The sequence below is a fragment of the Paenibacillus sp. GCM10027628 genome, from assembly GCF_042676385.1.
Taxonomy (GTDB): Bacteria; Bacillota; Bacilli; order Paenibacillales; family NBRC-103111; genus Paenibacillus_E.
In genome coordinates, this window is record NZ_JBHTHA010000005.1 from 22,513 (window position 1) to 38,354 (window position 15,842).

Genomic DNA, 15,842 nt, shown 5'->3' on the forward strand with positions numbered 1-15,842 from the left:
CAAAGGCCTGGGTTGCTTTTTTTGCCGTTTAAACGTTAATCCAAGGCAAATTAGGTTTGGGTTCGGACTTTTCTTGCTCGCTTTGCTGTTTTTTCAAGAAAGCATTCAGCGTTTCCGCTGCAGACGATTTGGCTTTTCTGGAAGCGCTGCTTGTTCTAACTGTCTTTCCGCTTTTCTTGCTTGAACGGATATCAATGTCAACCGTCTCTTCCGTGTCGGTCGCCTCTTTCAGTTCATGCGTCTGAACTTTAGGTAAGATTGGAGACTCGTACGGCGTCGGATACGGCATCCCGTAAGGGGACATCATGCCATGATGCATGCCATGATGCATGTCATGATGCATGTCATGGTTCATGTCAGGGTGCATCCCGTGGTGCATGCCATCGTGCATGCCATGATGCATGCCATGATGCATGTCATAGTGCATCCCGTGGTGCATCCCAGTGTGCGGAGCATACAACTCAGGGCCCATCGGGTAGCATGGAGCTTGCTGCATGTCGTATGGAGACGCCATTTGCATAGGAGCTTGCGAATAGAAACCAGGCATTGGCGGCATATTTTGCGGAAAGCCTTGCCATGGCTCTTCCGCTGTAAAGGCAGGTGTTCCTGTTGGGAACGCTTGCCACGGCGGCTCTATCATCGTCTCTCCACAACCGCAACCGCCGTTACTAACAGGGAGATGACCTTCTTTCACAGGATGATGCCCATGCTCCCATGGCAAATGCGGATATGGCGTAAAGGAAGGATAGCTAGGAGTTTCCGCTTGTTCAGCATTCGGATACGCAAAAACCTCCGTGGCTGAGATGTGAAATTGTTTAAATGGATGAACAGCCTGCGGATATGGCTCGTTGAGCTCAATTGGTTCGGCCTCAGGGGCAGGGACCGTAGTCGTTGCTGGGCTCGTAGGCAATGCTTGAGCCTGAGGCATTATTGGCATTGTTGGCATTGCTGGAGCCTGAGGCATCATTGGCATTGTTGGCATTGCTGGAGCCTGAGGCATCATTGGCATTGTTGGAACCGTTGGTGCTGGTGGAACCGTTGGTGCTGCTTGAACCGGAGGCATTGTCCAGCTCGGCATTTCTCCAGCAGGTGCGGGCATCTCAACCGGTACAGGCGGTGCTGCGGCGATGGGGCTGACTTGCGGCTGAGCGATTTGCCCGAGTGCCGGCGGTTGAACAACAGGCGGCTGAACGAATGGCGCAGTAGATACTTTGTGATGGTGACCCGGTAATGGATGATGATGCTCATGTCCATCGTGCGCTTTTGGCACGTACACGACTTCGCCCGTCATGAGAACATTCGGATTCTTCAGCTGCGGATTCGCTTGAATCATCGCCTGCAAAGGCACATCCCAAGCTTTGCCCAGTTTCCACAAACTGTCGCCTTGCTGGACAATGTGTTTATACACATAGTCTGAAGCTGGCGGCTCGACAGGTTTCGGTTTTGACGGTATTTTCACCTTCTCACCGATGTTCAAGACATTCGGGTCCGCGATTTGCGGATTTAAAGCGATGATCTGATCCAGCTCGACATGATATTTTTTTGCCAGCTCGTACAGGGAGTCGCCTTTTTTGACAATATGGATTTTCAACACCAATACCTCCTTAGAGTTTTCGTTAGAAAACCGGCTCCGTAAGCATTTGCTGAGTGTCTGCATCAGCAAAACTTGCATGTAAGTATAATCTGCAATGGAATCCTATCCGGCAGCCCATTCACAATGACATTACAGTTTATGCACGTTCCTAGGCTTTTGACCTCCTTTCGGACAAAAAAAATCCCTTACGCCTCATGCGTAAGGGATTTCAACTAGCTCTTATTCAAAAACGCTAACGCCGTCTACTTCAACGATACCACGGAACTCTTGAAGCAAATGCGTCGTAATAGGTCCCGCCTTGCCTTCACCAATGATACGGGCATCCACTTCACGTACCGCAATGACTTCCGCAGCCGTTCCCGTGAAGAAAACCTCATCCGCAACATAGACATCATGCAAAGTAAAAGGTTCTTCTTTCAATGTATAGCCCAGTTTGCCACATAACTCGATAATCGCCGCGCGAGTTATCCCTTCAAGGGCGCCGCAATAACAAGGAGGCGTGAACACAATGCCGCGTTTAATGATAAAAATATTGTCTGAAGAACCCTCGGCTACGTAGCCTTGGGAGTTAAGCATAATCGCTTCGCCTACGCCGGCGAGGTTCGCTTGAATTTTGACCAAAATATTGTTCAAGTAATTCAGCGATTTGATCTTCGGATTCAGCGCGTCCGGCACGTTGCGGCGGGTCGAGACCGACACGGTTTTCAAACCGCCCAGATACGCTTCCTCCGGATAAATCGATAGCTGCTCGACGATAATCAGCACGCTGGCTTTCGGTGAACGGCGGGGATCAAGTCCGAGGTCTCCGGCACCACGGGACACGACGAGCCGGATATAACCGTCACGAAGACCGTTGCGACGGACCGTCTCCACAAGCGCCTCCTGCATCTCGCTATAAGTAAGAGGAATATTCAGCATGATGGATTTAGCGGAATCATACAATCGGTCCAAATGTTCTTTGCATTTAAAAATATTGCCATTGTAGATCCGAATTCCTTCGAAAATACCATCGCCATACAGAAAACCGTGGTCATACACTGAAACTTTGGCATCCTCTTTCGACACATAATTGCCGTCCAAATAAATCCATTGTGTCATGCTGATTTTTACACCTCCGAAATGTTGATTTGCGAATGATACGAATAACTAGGATAGCAGCCTAATACGCGGACCTGGCAGCCTATCGCTTCAATTTCTTGAATAGCGGCAGGGAGCAGGACGGAATCCATGGAACCTGCAATATCTATGTAAAAATAATAATTCCCCAGCTTCTTCTTCGTTGGTCTGGACTCGATCTTCGAAAGATTGATTCTCCGCCATGCAAAAGCGGACAGCATCTGATGCAAGCCACCCGGATGGTCGTCAGGCAGAGTGACAAGAATTGTCGTTTTCATCTGGTCTGATGTTCTCAGTTCGGATGCCTCTTGCCCTACAAGCAAAAACCGAGTCATGTTATCTTTGTGGTCCTGTATCTCCCTTTGGAGCATTGGGACTCCATAATTCGTTGAAGCTATCGCCGTGCCGATAGCCGCAACAGTCGGATCCTGCAGCTCGGAAGCGATTCTCACGCCTTCGGCTGTGGAGCTGACCTGCTCAAATTCTGCTCCGCTTAGGTATTGCTTCATGAATCTGCTGCACTGCGCAGGCACGACGTGATGAGACAGTACTTTGCGAATATGGGCGAATGGGTTCTCAGGGTCCCGAATCCCCTCAGGATCCGGATATCCGATCAGATTCATATCAATAGGGAACACCCATTCAGCCCGAATGGGAAGATCCACCTCATGCACGAGCCAATCCACATGCAGATGCACAGAGCCTTCCAGCGTATTTTCTACAGGAATAACAGCTAGTTCGGTTTCGCCGGAAGCCGTTGCTGTAAACACATCGGAAATGAGTTTAAAAGGCACATATTCAAAGGTCTCGTTACCCAAAAAATGCCGGGTAGCTTCTTCGGAGAATGTGTTAGGTCCCAGGATCGCGACTTTTTTCATGCGCGAACACCCCCTTGAATATAGGCCTGAAGGTCAGCATCGCTTGCTCCTAGGAACGAAGTAGTTACGCCTTCGCCGTTTGGCTTCAGCCATAGCGTCTGTGCTTCAATCCCTTCCTTGAGGAGCGTTTCCTTCAGGAACGATTCCAGCCCCGTTTTACTGCCGCTGCGCGCGTCTACGAGCGTAAGCAGCGTCGGCCCCGCGCCGCTGAGCGCAACCCCGAGCGCGCCATGCTGATCGGCTTGCTCAAGGATCGTCGTCATGCCCGGAATGAGCGCTGCGCGGTAAGGCTGATGCAGCGCATCCTTCATGGCATGACGGATCATACCGAGGTTGCCGGTACTAAGCGCGGCAACGAGCAAAGAAGAATGGCTGAGGTTGAACACCGCATCCTTCATCGACACCTGCTGCGGCATCACGCTTCTCGCCTTCTCGGTAGAGAGCTGGAAGGCTGGTATCGCCACCAGCACTTCCAGGTTCGGGTCGGGCTCCAGCCGAATGGATTCGGCCCGCTGTCCATCCCAAAAAGCAACCACAATCCCGCCGAATAAGCTCGCCCCCACGTTGTCGGGGTGCTTCTCCAGGCGGGTTGCGATTTGGAACAGCTCATCCGTCGTGAGCTTGTTCCCGATCAGGGCATTGGCGCCGGCAAGCGCGCCAATAATCGCCGACGCACTGCTGCCGAGGCCGCGCGTCAACGGGATATCGCTGTACATGGCGATGTCCAGCTCAGGGTGAGACACGCCCGCCTGATCAAATACCATCTGTGCCACTTTATAAATCAAGTTCGACTTATCCGTCGGAATGCCTTGCATTTGATCGCCGATCAAATGTATCGTTGTCCGCTCCGATACGGCCATGTCGATCCATGCGTATAAATTCAAAGCCATCCCCAAAGAGTCAAAGCCCGGCCCCAGGTTCGCTGTACTTGCCGGAACTTTCACTCTCACTTTCCGCGTTGACATGGAAAACTCACCCCTCCAGCTTGCGGATAGCTTCCATAACCGCTTGCTCGGAGTCTTGTACGACCAGCGGATCTCCGCCGGCTACGCTCTTAATTGCAATGTTAGGATCCTTCAAACCATGACCGGTGAGAACGCAAACAACGCTTTCCCCGCCTTTGAAATAGCCTTCCGCCTTTAATTTCATCACGCCGGCAATGGAAGCCGCTGATGCAGGTTCAGCGAAAATACCTTCTTTGGCTGCAATCGTACGATAAGCATGGAGAATTTGCTCGTCGGTAACGTAGTTAATTTGTCCGCCGGATTCATTCGCTGCGTTTACCGCACTGTCCCAACTCGCAGGGTTACCGATGCGAATCGCCGTTGCGACTGTTTCCGGATCGCGGATCGGTTCGCCTTTCACAATCGCCATTGCGCCTTCAGCCTCGAAGCCGATCATTTTCGGCAGGGAACTGATTTTGCCTTGAGCGTGATACTCTTTGAAGCCTTTCCAGTAAGCAGTAATATTACCCGCGTTGCCAACTGGAATCGCCAAGAAGTCCGGAGCTTTGCCGAGTTGGTCGCTTACTTCGAAAGCGGCCGTTTTCTGGCCTTCAATGCGGTAAGGGTTGACTGAGTTCACCAGCGTAATCGGATGTTTGGCTGTGATTTCACGCACAATTTCCAGAGCACGGTCGAAGTTGCCTTCTATCGCGATCACTTTTGCACCATAAATAATCGCCTGAGCCAGCTTGCCGAGCGCAATATTGTTGTTAGGAATGAGAACGATACAGTTCAGGTTTCCTCTTGCTGCATAAGCGGCTGCGGCTGCGGAGGTGTTGCCCGTGGATGCGCACATAATCGTGCGGCTGCCTTCTTCCATAGCTTTGGCAACAGCCATTACCATGCCTCGGTCTTTAAACGAACCCGTAGGGTTCAAGCCTTCATATTTAAAATAAATGTCGAGATCCAGCTCGTCTGACAGCTTTTCAGCGCGAACTAATGGCGTATTTCCTTCTTGCAAAGTAAGCAGCGGCGTGTTGTCGTTTACAGGTAAATAGTTTTTGTAAGTTTGCAATAAGCCCATATATCTCATTACAGTACAGCGCCTCTCTATGGTTATTTAGCCTTCTACGCGGTAGAGGCTTTTGATGGAATGGATAACATCCATGGATTCGAACTGTCTCAGTACATTTTTCATGCTGGCTTGGTTCGCGTCATGGGTAATGATGATGATTTCCGCTTTTGGGTTGTTCGCATTCGGATGCTGGAATACCGATTCCAGGCTGACTTCATGCTGGGCAAAAATTTGCGTGATTTGCGCCAGTACGCCTGCTTTATCTTCAACGTGCAGAAGAATGAAGTTTTTGGAAGCGATTTGCTCATCGGTCTTTAGCTTCTTCTCCTTATAAGGTGCAAGAACTGTACGTCCGTTAACCCCCAGCTTGAGGTTGCGGACAACGGCTACCAAGTCGGCAACGACAGACGTTGCAGTCGGCAGTTCACCAGCGCCAGGACCGTAAAACATCGTTTCGCCCACCGCTTCGCCATATACGTAAACCGCATTGAAAACGCCATTGACAGATGCAAGCGGATGGGTGTTTTTGACCATTGTCGGCTGCACGCTGACAGAAATATGACCGTCATGGTTCTCGGCAATACCAAGCAGCTTCACTTCGTAACCAAGCTTCTTGCCATATTGGATATCTTCCTTCGATACACTCGAAATGCCCTTCACTTCAACGTCACCGAGTGCAACATTGGCATGGAATCCGAGCGTGGAAAGAATCGTCATTTTACGAGCTGCATCAAGACCTTCAACATCGGAAGTCGGATCCGCCTCTGCGTAGCCAAGCTGTTGAGCTTCTTTCAACACATCTGCATAAGCCGCGCCCTCTTGGCTCATTTTGGTCAAAATATAATTCGTTGTACCATTTACGATGCCCATGATCTTCGTGATACGGTCGGAAGAGAAGCCTTCCACCAGTGTGCGAATGATCGGTATTCCGCCGGCAACACTTGCCTCATAAAGGACATCGCAGCCCTTTTCAGCAGCCTTAGCTAAAATTTCAGGACCGTGCATCGCCATCAGATCTTTGTTTGCCGTTACGATATGCTTGCCGTTGTTCAGAGCGGTCAGGATGTGCTCTTTGGTCGTTTCAATACCGCCCATAACTTCAACAATGATGTCGATCTCGCTATCATTAATAACATCCCATGCGTTCTCCGTCAGCTTGTCCGGATCGACCGTGATGTTGCGGCTTTTCGCTTTATCTTGAACCAAAATCTTTGCAATTTCAATTGAGGAACCAGTTTGACGCTGCAGATCTTCCTGATGTCCTTCAACAATGCGGACAACACCTGTACCTACAGTACCTAGTCCGAGTAAACCTACTTTGATCGGTTTCATTTCAATTACCTCCTAAATATAGGGGACCTTTGAGCTTGCTCAAATTCTTTCCCTTTGTTCTACTTAACTGCCCTGACCGATGATCACGGCTCGCTTGACACCTTCTTGCGCCCCAAGCCGATCCAGCAATTGACGAACTTCCTCGCCGAGCGAAGATGTCTCCACAGAAATGACAACATTGGCCATACCCTGCAAAGGAATCGTCTGATGAATGGTCAGCACATTGCCTTCCAAATTCGCGATGAGCGCCAAAACTCTCGATAAAATGCCGGATTTATGCTCGAGATCCATAGAGATCGTTATGATACGCTCTCGTTCAAGCTTGCTGAGCGGATGTATGCCATCCTTATACTTATAAAAAGCGCTCCGGCTAAGACCGACTTGTTCGACAGCATCATGAATCGTCTTTACTTCGCCGCGCGCCAGCAGCTCTTTGGCTTGTACCGTCTTGAGCACGCCTTCCGGCAATATATCTTCCCGGATTAAATAGTACCGCTCCGGCCCGGTATGCTTGATCGGAGGGAAAAATTCTTTACTTTCCGGCACCATTTTATCGTCCTCTCTAGAAAGACTGGTGTTTCTCTATAGTGGACATTATATCGGAATGATTCCAGTGAAGCAATAGGCAATTTTCATGAAAACGTCAAATGCTGATACTATCTTTGCAGCGCTTTGCTGTGATAAGCTTTAAAAAACGTAGGAAGGAGACCCCAAATTGATTAACCTGCGCATGATGTCCACAGCACTCCTATGGAACAGCAAAGATGAGCTGCTTATGATGAAACGTTCCTTAACCCGTAAGCTGTCGCCGGGACTATGGGCTGCCGTGGGCGGACATTTGGAGCCCCAAGAGCTAAATAACCCCAGAACCGCTTGCCTACGCGAAGTTTGGGAAGAAACCGGTATTGAACATGATGAAATCCATGATCTGCGTATGCAATACGTATTGCTGCGGCTGAATGGGCAAGAAATCCGTCAGCAATTTTTCTATGTAGGTGCGACTGATGTTAATCCCCGTATCGTTACGAGCGAAGGCGAGCTGCACTGGATTCACAGAGATCAAGTCCTGGAGCGCCCCCTTCCCTTTATCTTTCGTAGTCTTCTCGAACATTATTTCACTGTCGGCCTGACAACTCACCCTTGGGTCGGCACAGCCGGTCTGCAACGTGAAACGGGAGAGCCGACTATTCACTGGAATCCATTGCTCGATCCGATGCAAACCTAATAAACAACAAAAAGGACAGACCTCGATTTCTCGATGTCCGTCCTTTTTTCATCGCTTATTACAGTGCGCTTCCTCCAAAAAGGAAACGATACTCCCAATGCTTGCCTTCGAATGTATCAATCCGAACCCCGCCGCTCTCTTTCGAGTAGGTTGACAAAATTTTGCCATCTCCCAAATAGATCGCTACATGGGTTATTGTTTGTGTTGACTTGTTGATTCCGCTATAGTTTGAAGCGCTTGTCCCTTTGTATGACATGAAAAACATCAAATCGCCGGGTTTCAGATCGTGCCAGTTCGTTTTGGCGTTTCCAAGCGATTTCACATATGCGCCTTGCCCTCTAGAGTCTCCAGGCAGCTTCAAGCCAATGCCGTCAAGGAAAGCTTGTCGAACAAAATCGGAGCAATCGAACGTACTTGTATCATTCCGGCTTGAACCGTATTCGTACGGCGTGCCAAGGTACTTTTTGCCTGCATCAATAACTTTTTGCACTTTTTCACTTATAGAACCCTGGGCAGGGACTGATCCATTATTGGACCCGCCTGATCCGCCAGATCCGCCTGATCCGCCTGATCCGCCCGGTGATCCGCCAGACGACGGTATCTCGCCTGAAACCTGTATGTATGTTTTACTCGTACTGACGTAGCCTACACGGCCATCTGAAGCCTTGACTTTATACCAATAATCATTTACTTTTTGCAAAATCTGTACGGTCTCGCCAACTTTTAAATAGCGGATACGACTTGCATTCGCGTTCGCATCCGTGCGGAAACTCACACTTGCCACAATGCGTCCTGTTCCGGCTGAAGGCTGACTGGAGCTGTTATCCGGACTGCTCTCATGAATATATTTATCACTGGTTGATACGTAGCCTACTTGTCCGTTCTGGTCTTGAACTTTATACCACCAGCTATTCACCTTCTCCAAAATCGTCACTTTTTCGCCGGTTTTCAAATAGCGGATGCGAGCGGAATTCGCACTTGGACTTTGTCTGAAACTAACGCTGCTTACAATTTCACCGGCAGTCGCTGCCGATGCATGCTGTGGCGCTGGAAGCGCAATGGCACCAAATGCAAGTGCAGGAACAAGCATAAAGGTCAGAAGTTGTTTTTTCATGGTGTTGATCTTCGCCTCCTGAGGGTTTTTCGCCAGAATAAACCGGCTTCGAATTTGATAGGCTATCCAAACAATGATTCGTACAAAAAGGGCTGTTTGTGTGGGTCGTCTATGAACCCAATTATGGAAAACTATGAATACTCCCACTACTAGATGGTAACATATCCATAGAAAAAGTTTCACTAGCAATTACTTCCTCTCCCATGGAAAAAAGACCATCCTGAGCGCAGCTTACTGCAAACTTGGACAGTCTTTCAACTAATTTGCGCGGAAGAATCGCCGTTTTTCAGCTGATCCTGGTTCTTCCAGCGATTACTCTGATCCACCCATCGCCGCATGACTTTTTGAGCTTCTTTGCGCTCAAGCAATGACTCCGCCAATTGGAATCCTTCCTCATAGCTGCCGACTTTATCGAACCAGGTCAGCCGCAGTCCGGTGTTGAAAATCACATGATCGCGTTCCCGTTTCACTTCTGGAGAATCGTCGCCTGCCATAACGCGGCGAAGTATCGAGACTTGCTCTTCTTTATCAAGGGGCACGAGGACATCGCTATCAAAGCCAAACTTATGAGGCTCGACCAACCGAGACTCATCCCCCCAGGGAGTAACGATTCGAATCGTGCTGTTCTCATAAATCGGGAGGTCTTCCGAGCCCTCAATACCTTGAATAATATAGACATTCTGATAACCTGACCGAATGGAAATCGGTACTAGAGCCTCCATCGCCTTTCGTCCGTTTACCCCGGTAATCAGATTCGCTGATCTCACAGGATTCATCACTTTTTCAACGGCATTAATGACCGTTCTAAACCCGATTTGCTCACGAACTTGTTGAAGTTTGGCGATCGGCGGACAAAGTTGTTCGGTTCGTATAAATCCGATATGCGAACGAAATAATATCGTTTCCCATGCAGCCAACGGCATTTCCAGGGCTACTCCGAAACTCTCCAAAATTTCTTTCATCGCAACGCCTTGCTTGAGCGGCAGCGTATCGCTTCCATGCAGCACCTGAGAGAAACCGACAGATGCCAGAAGCAGACTTACAGGCAGGGTTACCGGGAAATAATACCTTTCCACCTGTCCTGCACAACATAGTGAATCTGCAAATGGCTGATAGTTCAAAGAGTAACTGCGAAAAACATCTAAAAACGCATTAAGCTCATCATTCGCTTCCCCCTTCATGCAGAGAGCCATCAAGAATGCCGCACACTGTGCATCTGTGGAATCGCCTCGCGCCAACTCTTGCGCTGCTTCTACCGCTTCTTCGTAGGACAAATCACGCGAAGTCTGCGCATTGGCGCCGATCGCCTGGATCCATCGTTTCAATAGAGTATGCCTCCTTTCATTCACAACAACCCCACATACATGTTATGTATTATAACATAAATTTAACAAAATTTAATGAAATCGTATTATTAATATAATTAAATGTCAAGTTATATGACATAATTTAATTGAAAACTATGACAAAATCACCCTGGAAGGGATGCGGAAAATACATCGGCAACTCTCCGGAATTAGGGGACCTAACCGGATTCGGCAGAATTTAGAGAATAAAGTCGCTGATAACGCATCTGCTGGACGCTATTTTATCGAAGAAATGTTGCAAAAGGATCTCGATGGAACAAAAGTCCATAATCAAAGAACCAAATTCGTTATTTATGGTCGTTTGTTCGTTAAATCCATCCTAAAGGGGGATTTCTCAACTTTTAGAGACTCTACGGACGTTATTAGCGAACGTTTGTTCTATATAGGAAGAATCAGACTGAGGCGACTTGGTACGGACTCCCAAGGGGGAGCATCAGCCAACACAAACACAGACACAAACACAAATACAAACACGAACATCAGGTTCAAAATAAATCCCCATACAAAAAAACCTGCCCATATGCTGGACAGGTTCTAAATGTCAGTTATTCTTTCTCGACGAACTCAAATTCAAAATCGGCAATTCGAATCGTCTGACCGTCGACGGCTCCGCGGTTGCGCAGCTCTTTATCAATTCCGATCTTGCGAAGAATTCGCGCAAACCGCACAACGCCATCATGCGTACTGAAGTTCGTTCTTTTGATCAGTCGCTCGATCGAAGGACTTTCGACCACGAAAACATCGTTTTCTCGCGTTATCGTAAAATCCTGCTCATCGCGCTTCTCGAAGCGGTATACTTTGCGCTCTTCTACCTCAGCGACTTCCTCCACCTCCGGTGCATCCGGAATGCTGTCCAAGATATCAGCGATCTTGTAAAGCAATTCCTGAACGCCATCCCGTGCGATCGCTGAAATGGGATAGATGGACAACTCCCGGCCATCTTCCGCGAGCTGTTCCTTGAAGAGCACCAAATTGTCCTCCGCTTCCGGCATGTCCATCTTGTTGGCCACAACAATTTGCGGACGCTGCTCCAGCTTCGCATTGTACAGCTTGATTTCCTCATTGATCTTGAGGAAATCCTCATAAGGATCGCGGCCATCCGTAGCGGCCATGTCCACGACGTGCACAATCACCCGCGTCCGCTCCACGTGACGCAGAAATTCATGACCGAGCCCCACGCCTTCATGGGCGCCTTCGATCAAACCCGGCAGGTCCGCCATAACGAAGCTGCGGCCCTCGCCAACATCCACGACCCCGAGGTTCGGGGTAAGGGTCGTGAAATGATACGCCGCGATTTTCGGCTTCGCGGCGGAAACAACGGACAGCAGCGTGGATTTCCCCACGCTCGGGAAACCAACCAGGCCGACGTCGGCCATCACCTTCATCTCCAGCGTCACCCAACGTTCCTGGCCCTCTTCGCCGTTCTCGGCGATTTCAGGGGCCGTATTTTGGGTGGTTGCGAAGCGAATGTTGCCGCGGCCTCCCCGGCCGCCTTTGGCCACGACCACTTCCTGCCCGTGGCGCGTCAAGTCGGCGATGATTTCTTCCGTATCATCGTCGACCACCGTCGTTCCGGGCGGAACGCGTACGATCATGTCATCGGCATTCGCGCCATGCTGGGATTTATTGCGGCCCTTCTCGCCCCGGTCCGCCTTAAAATGCTTCTGATAGCGGAAATCCATCAGCGTTCGTAAGCCCTCGTCGACCCGGAAAATGACGTCGCCGCCATTACCGCCATCACCCCCGGCAGGTCCGCCTTCCGGTACGTACTTCTCACGCCGGAACGCGACGAGACCATCGCCACCGTCTCCGCCTTTTACAAATATTTTCGCCTTATCTACAAACATGCTTTACACCTCAGTAAGGAGGACAATGGTTTTCAACCACCAGTCCCTTAAGAATGGAGAGACTTTGACCTCCGGTCAAAGATCCCTAAAAATGAGAGACTTTGACCTCCGGCCAAAGATCCCTATATTATGTACGAAACGGCAACCGCAAAGCGAGAACGACTTCTTCTTCTTGCAATTCGAATTGCTCCAAATCATGATACGCCGTTTGAACCTGCAATGTTTTTTGAACTTCTTGTTCTAACCCAACGCCGTCATACGGCCCTCGATATACAAAATCAAGCAGTAAACTATCTTCCTGGACATCGAACTCCAAACTGAGCACACCGCATTCATCACCGCCGGATGCCGCGTACTGTTTGAACAATTCCACCGTTTTACGCACCATGGTCTCAATCAACCCTTCCCTTAAAGGGAGTTGTCCCAAATTGACCTCTTGATCCAGTTCAATTTCAAGCTGCAGTGATTTCGATTGAACGCGAAACAAGAGCAAATAAGCGATCAGCGATGGGATACCCAGCTTGGAGAGATTGCTTTCCTGTTGCATATTCATTTTTATTTTTTCCATATACGGCTGTAAATTATCAAATTTCTTCAGTTGAATATAACCGAAGAGAAGCTGCATATCATTCATCCAATCATGACGCAGCCGGTTCACGATCTGAAGCACGTTCGAATCGTTTTGATTTTCTTGCCGCTGAAGCTCTTGGCTCCATTTTTCATGCAATCTGCTGGCTTCTAATTTGAAAGCCGTATACCCGCAAAGGACTGTAATCAGTAAAAGAGCCACCCTGATTACCCAAGGTTCCACAAACATCAATCCGGTCAACCCTATTAGCACGATTGCTATCAGATACACTTGTGCACTGCCCGCTTGCTTCATTGACGCTTCGCTCCGTTCTCGCCTGCTATGTAACCGTTTCTCCAGTATAGCATGCCATATGGAAAAGTTCACCATCCTAGTTAACTGCCTTAAAGGATGTACAAACAAAGAAAAACCCCAGCGAACTTATCGCTCGCCGGGGATTGATCTTACACTTCTACAGTAGCAGCTACAGGAGCTACATCAGCTGGGTATACGCTCACTTTTTTGCGATCGCGACCCCAACGTTCGAACTTCACTACGCCTTGTACCAAAGCGAACAATGTGTCGTCCGAACCGATGCCGACATTGTTACCTGGGTGAATTTTCGTTCCGCGTTGACGAACGAGAATGCTGCCGGCAGTAACTGTCTGACCGTCTGCACGCTTCACGCCAAGGCGTTTCGCGATACTGTCACGACCGTTCTTTGTGGAACCTACTCCCTTTTTGGAAGCGAAAAACTGAAGATTCAATTGCAACATGGTGTCATCCTCCTTTGCGATAGATTGTTTCAAGCGTTATATAGTCACCGTAGTTTTGTTCAATCGTTTGTAGCATGACGATCATAGATTCTAATAGCAATTGCACTTGAGCATTCTTGGCATGATCCGAAACCGCAATATCTGGAATGGTTACATCCAGAAGACCCGGTTCCATCTCATGGATCGGAATGATCCCTGTCAATGATTCTATAGAATTATAAGTACCGAACGTTACCGCCGATACTGCCGCACAGACTAAGTCTTTGCCAGGCACGTCATATTCGGCATGGCCTTCCACCACAAAAGATGCGATTTGAGGGGAGTCCAGCGAAAGCCGCTCTATGGTCACATAGATCATAAGGCTGCCTCTTACGCTTGGATTTTCTCAACGACCACTTTCGTGTACGGTTGACGATGACCTTGCTTTTTGTGATAGTTCTTTTTAGGTTTGTATTTGTATACGATAACCTTCGCGCCTTTGCCGTGTTTCTCCACTTTCGCAGATACTGCAGCACCGGATACCAATGGAGCACCTACAACCAGACCGCTCTCTTTGGAAACCGCAAGCACACGATCAAAAGAAACTACATCACCTTCAGCTGCGTTCAATTTCTCGATGTACAGAACATCGCCTTCTTGAACTTTGTACTGTTTGCCGCCTGTTTCAATAATTGCGTACATTCTCATTACCTCCTCATGTCTCAGACTCGCCTTGTCCAGGTGACGGTCAGGATGAAATCCACACCGTACTTCGACCCGATTCGTGCGGTTACAGCATGCCTAAACAACACACTTTGAGTATTATAGCACAGAAGCAATTCGCTATGCAATGTCTTATTTGCGTTTTCGCGTCATTTCCAGAAGCCCCAGCTTGGTCCAGCCGACGATAACGGTTTTGGATCGATCCTTACGAGCGGCATGCGAGATGTTATCCATAACGACCGAACGATTCATATCGGAAATCATATCAATAAAATCAACGATAATAATGCCGCGTATATTGCGTAAACGAAGCAGCCGTGGAATTTCGGCAGCCGCTTCCCGGTTGATGTCAAAAACGGTTTGCTCCAGGTCAATCGAACCGGTATATCTGCCTGTATTCACATCGATAACGGTTAGTGCTTCCGTCTGATCGATGACGAGGTAGCCGCCACTTGGCAGCCAAATCTTACGCCGAAAACTGCGATTCAGTTCCTCCGTGACGCCAAATTGGTCGAATAGAGGCACTTTGCGATCATAATAAGCCACTCGACCGCGCCAGCCTGGATTCTGCTTACGCAGCAGCAGCTTCATTTCTTCATAAACTCTAGAGTCATTCATCCAAACTTCTTTAACATCATCCGTAATAACATCCCTTGCCAATCTAGGGAGAAGATCCAGATCTTGATAAAGCTGCGCGGGTGCAGGCGCCTCATCCACTTTGGAACAGATGGCGTTCCAAAGATCTCTCAAATTTTGCAAATCATCTCGGATCGCTTCTTCACTTTGTCCCACTGCTCCTGTACGAACAATAACCCCCTCGCCAGGGAGCAAGATGCCTTCGGCAATCTGTTTTAAACGTTGTCTTTCGGCTTCAAGATCAATTTTACGGGATATGGCAATGTAATCGGCATCAGGCATGTATACGATCCAGCGGCCTGGAATGGAAACATGGGTCGAAACTCTTGCGCCTTTGGTACCTTGCGGGTCTTTGGTCACTTGCACTAAGAGGGTTTGCCCGGCCACGACCAATTCCGTGATGGCGGGCTTGATTTTCGGTTGTTTGTCCAAATGGACAGGAAGCAAATCATCAATATATAAAAAGGCGTTCTTAGCTAGTCCGATATCGACGAATGCCGCCTGCATACCGGGAAGTACATTAATGATGCGGCCCATATAGATGCTGCCTGCTCTTTGGGAATCAAGCGGATACTGCGTATCATACTCGACAAGTCGGCCGTCTTCCAACAAAGCCGCTTGCGTAAGCTCGGGTGCGCAGTGGATAATGAGCTGCTTCATGCTTTCAC

16 protein-coding genes and 1 other annotated feature are annotated in these 15,842 nt (G+C 48.9%); of the genes, 1 reads left to right on the forward strand and 15 read right to left on the reverse strand.

Going from position 1 to position 15,842, the window contains the following annotated elements; translation table 11 throughout:
* Window positions 1–28: 28 nt before the first annotated feature.
* From ACFQZT_RS08280 to ACFQZT_RS08310, 7 genes are all read right to left on the reverse strand, one after another.
* The gene (locus ACFQZT_RS08280; protein ID WP_460871834.1) at window positions 29–1,594 is read right to left on the reverse strand and encodes a LysM peptidoglycan-binding domain-containing protein; all 1,566 of its coding nucleotides are present in this window, start codon (window positions 1,592–1,594) and stop codon (window positions 29–31) included.
* Between the two features lie 219 nt (window positions 1,595–1,813).
* Entirely contained in the window at window positions 1,814–2,692 is an 879-nt protein-coding gene (ilvE, locus tag ACFQZT_RS08285) for a branched-chain-amino-acid transaminase (RefSeq protein WP_379298542.1), read from the reverse strand.
* A gap of 8 nt (window positions 2,693–2,700) precedes the next feature.
* Entirely contained in the window at window positions 2,701–3,588 is an 888-nt protein-coding gene (gene pheA / locus ACFQZT_RS08290; protein ID WP_379298544.1) for a prephenate dehydratase, read from the reverse strand.
* Window positions 3,585–4,553 carry a homoserine kinase gene (gene thrB / locus ACFQZT_RS08295; RefSeq protein WP_379298546.1) on the reverse strand — a complete coding sequence of 323 codons (969 nt, stop codon included), beginning with the start codon at window positions 4,551–4,553 and terminating at the stop codon, window positions 3,585–3,587. The genes pheA and thrB overlap by 4 nt, the downstream gene beginning before the upstream one ends.
* Window positions 4,554–4,560: 7 nt before the next feature.
* Entirely contained in the window at window positions 4,561–5,625 is a 1,065-nt protein-coding gene (gene thrC, locus ACFQZT_RS08300; protein WP_379298548.1) for a threonine synthase, read from the reverse strand.
* A gap of 27 nt (window positions 5,626–5,652) precedes the next feature.
* Window positions 5,653–6,939, reverse strand: coding sequence for a homoserine dehydrogenase (locus ACFQZT_RS08305; RefSeq protein ID WP_379298550.1), 1,287 nt, complete (start codon window positions 6,937–6,939; stop codon window positions 5,653–5,655).
* 63 nt (window positions 6,940–7,002) lie between these two features.
* Window positions 7,003–7,488, reverse strand: a complete 486-nt coding sequence (locus ACFQZT_RS08310; protein ID WP_379298552.1) for an ACT domain-containing protein — start codon at window positions 7,486–7,488, stop codon at window positions 7,003–7,005.
* Between the two features lie 166 nt (window positions 7,489–7,654).
* Between ACFQZT_RS08310 and ACFQZT_RS08315 the strand changes: the two genes are divergently transcribed.
* Window positions 7,655–8,164 carry an NUDIX hydrolase gene (locus tag ACFQZT_RS08315; protein ID WP_379298554.1) on the forward strand — a complete coding sequence of 170 codons (510 nt, stop codon included), beginning with the start codon at window positions 7,655–7,657 and terminating at the stop codon, window positions 8,162–8,164.
* A 58-nt stretch (window positions 8,165–8,222) separates the two neighbouring features.
* Here the strand turns inward: ACFQZT_RS08315 and ACFQZT_RS08320 are convergent, their stop codons facing one another.
* From ACFQZT_RS08320 to ACFQZT_RS08355, 8 genes are all read right to left on the reverse strand, one after another.
* Window positions 8,223–9,278 (reverse strand): C40 family peptidase, encoded by a 1,056-nt coding sequence (locus tag ACFQZT_RS08320; RefSeq protein WP_379298556.1) that lies wholly within the window; start codon window positions 9,276–9,278, stop codon window positions 8,223–8,225.
* Between the two features lie 254 nt (window positions 9,279–9,532).
* Window positions 9,533–10,603 (reverse strand): anthranilate phosphoribosyltransferase, encoded by a 1,071-nt coding sequence (locus ACFQZT_RS08325; RefSeq protein WP_379298558.1) that lies wholly within the window; start codon window positions 10,601–10,603, stop codon window positions 9,533–9,535.
* Between the two features lie 587 nt (window positions 10,604–11,190).
* Window positions 11,191–12,492, reverse strand: coding sequence for a GTPase ObgE (gene obgE / locus ACFQZT_RS08330; protein WP_379298560.1), 1,302 nt, complete (start codon window positions 12,490–12,492; stop codon window positions 11,191–11,193).
* A 127-nt stretch (window positions 12,493–12,619) separates the two neighbouring features.
* Complete coding sequence (locus ACFQZT_RS08335; RefSeq protein WP_379298562.1) at window positions 12,620–13,375, reverse strand: Spo0B domain-containing protein; 756 nt, start codon at window positions 13,373–13,375, stop codon at window positions 12,620–12,622.
* A gap of 149 nt (window positions 13,376–13,524) precedes the next feature.
* A complete protein-coding gene (gene rpmA, locus ACFQZT_RS08340) occupies window positions 13,525–13,836 on the reverse strand; it encodes a 50S ribosomal protein L27 (protein ID WP_379298564.1) in 312 nt (103 codons plus the stop codon).
* A gap of 4 nt (window positions 13,837–13,840) precedes the next feature.
* On the reverse strand, window positions 13,841–14,194 hold the full coding sequence (locus ACFQZT_RS08345) for a ribosomal-processing cysteine protease Prp (RefSeq protein ID WP_379298566.1): 354 nt from the start codon (window positions 14,192–14,194) through the stop codon (window positions 13,841–13,843).
* 11 nt (window positions 14,195–14,205) lie between these two features.
* The gene (gene rplU / locus ACFQZT_RS08350; RefSeq protein ID WP_379298568.1) at window positions 14,206–14,517 is read right to left on the reverse strand and encodes a 50S ribosomal protein L21; all 312 of its coding nucleotides are present in this window, start codon (window positions 14,515–14,517) and stop codon (window positions 14,206–14,208) included.
* Between the two features lie 12 nt (window positions 14,518–14,529).
* Window positions 14,530–14,617: a sequence feature (ribosomal protein L21 leader region), on the reverse strand.
* 53 nt (window positions 14,618–14,670) lie between these two features.
* Entirely contained in the window at window positions 14,671–15,834 is a 1,164-nt protein-coding gene (locus ACFQZT_RS08355; RefSeq protein WP_379298570.1) for an Rne/Rng family ribonuclease, read from the reverse strand.
* Window positions 15,835–15,842 lie beyond the last annotated feature (8 nt).

What these genes read in the sequence shown, in the direction of transcription:
- ACFQZT_RS08305 (WP_379298550.1), bottom strand. Translation starts at nt 6,939, where the DNA reads ATGAAACCGATCAAAGTAGGTTTACTCGGACTAGGTACTGTAGGTACA.
- ACFQZT_RS08335 (WP_379298562.1), bottom strand. Translation starts at nt 13,375, where the DNA reads ATGAAGCAAGCGGGCAGTGCACAAGTGTATCTGATAGCAATCGTGCTA.
- rplU (WP_379298568.1), bottom strand. Translation starts at nt 14,517, where the DNA reads ATGTACGCAATTATTGAAACAGGCGGCAAACAGTACAAAGTTCAAGAA.
- thrC (WP_379298548.1), bottom strand. Translation starts at nt 5,625, where the DNA reads ATGAGATATATGGGCTTATTGCAAACTTACAAAAACTATTTACCTGTA.
- ACFQZT_RS08345 (WP_379298566.1), bottom strand. Translation starts at nt 14,194, where the DNA reads ATGATCTATGTGACCATAGAGCGGCTTTCGCTGGACTCCCCTCAAATC.
- ACFQZT_RS08320 (WP_379298556.1), bottom strand. Translation starts at nt 9,278, where the DNA reads ATGAAAAAACAACTTCTGACCTTTATGCTTGTTCCTGCACTTGCATTT.
- pheA (WP_379298544.1), bottom strand. Translation starts at nt 3,588, where the DNA reads ATGAAAAAAGTCGCGATCCTGGGACCTAACACATTCTCCGAAGAAGCT.
- ACFQZT_RS08355 (WP_379298570.1), bottom strand. Translation starts at nt 15,834, where the DNA reads ATGAAGCAGCTCATTATCCACTGCGCACCCGAGCTTACGCAAGCGGCT.
- obgE (WP_379298560.1), bottom strand. Translation starts at nt 12,492, where the DNA reads ATGTTTGTAGATAAGGCGAAAATATTTGTAAAAGGCGGAGACGGTGGC.
- rpmA (WP_379298564.1), bottom strand. Translation starts at nt 13,836, where the DNA reads ATGTTGCAATTGAATCTTCAGTTTTTCGCTTCCAAAAAGGGAGTAGGT.
- ACFQZT_RS08310 (WP_379298552.1), bottom strand. Translation starts at nt 7,488, where the DNA reads ATGGTGCCGGAAAGTAAAGAATTTTTCCCTCCGATCAAGCATACCGGG.
- ilvE (WP_379298542.1), bottom strand. Translation starts at nt 2,692, where the DNA reads ATGACACAATGGATTTATTTGGACGGCAATTATGTGTCGAAAGAGGAT.
- thrB (WP_379298546.1), bottom strand. Translation starts at nt 4,553, where the DNA reads ATGTCAACGCGGAAAGTGAGAGTGAAAGTTCCGGCAAGTACAGCGAAC.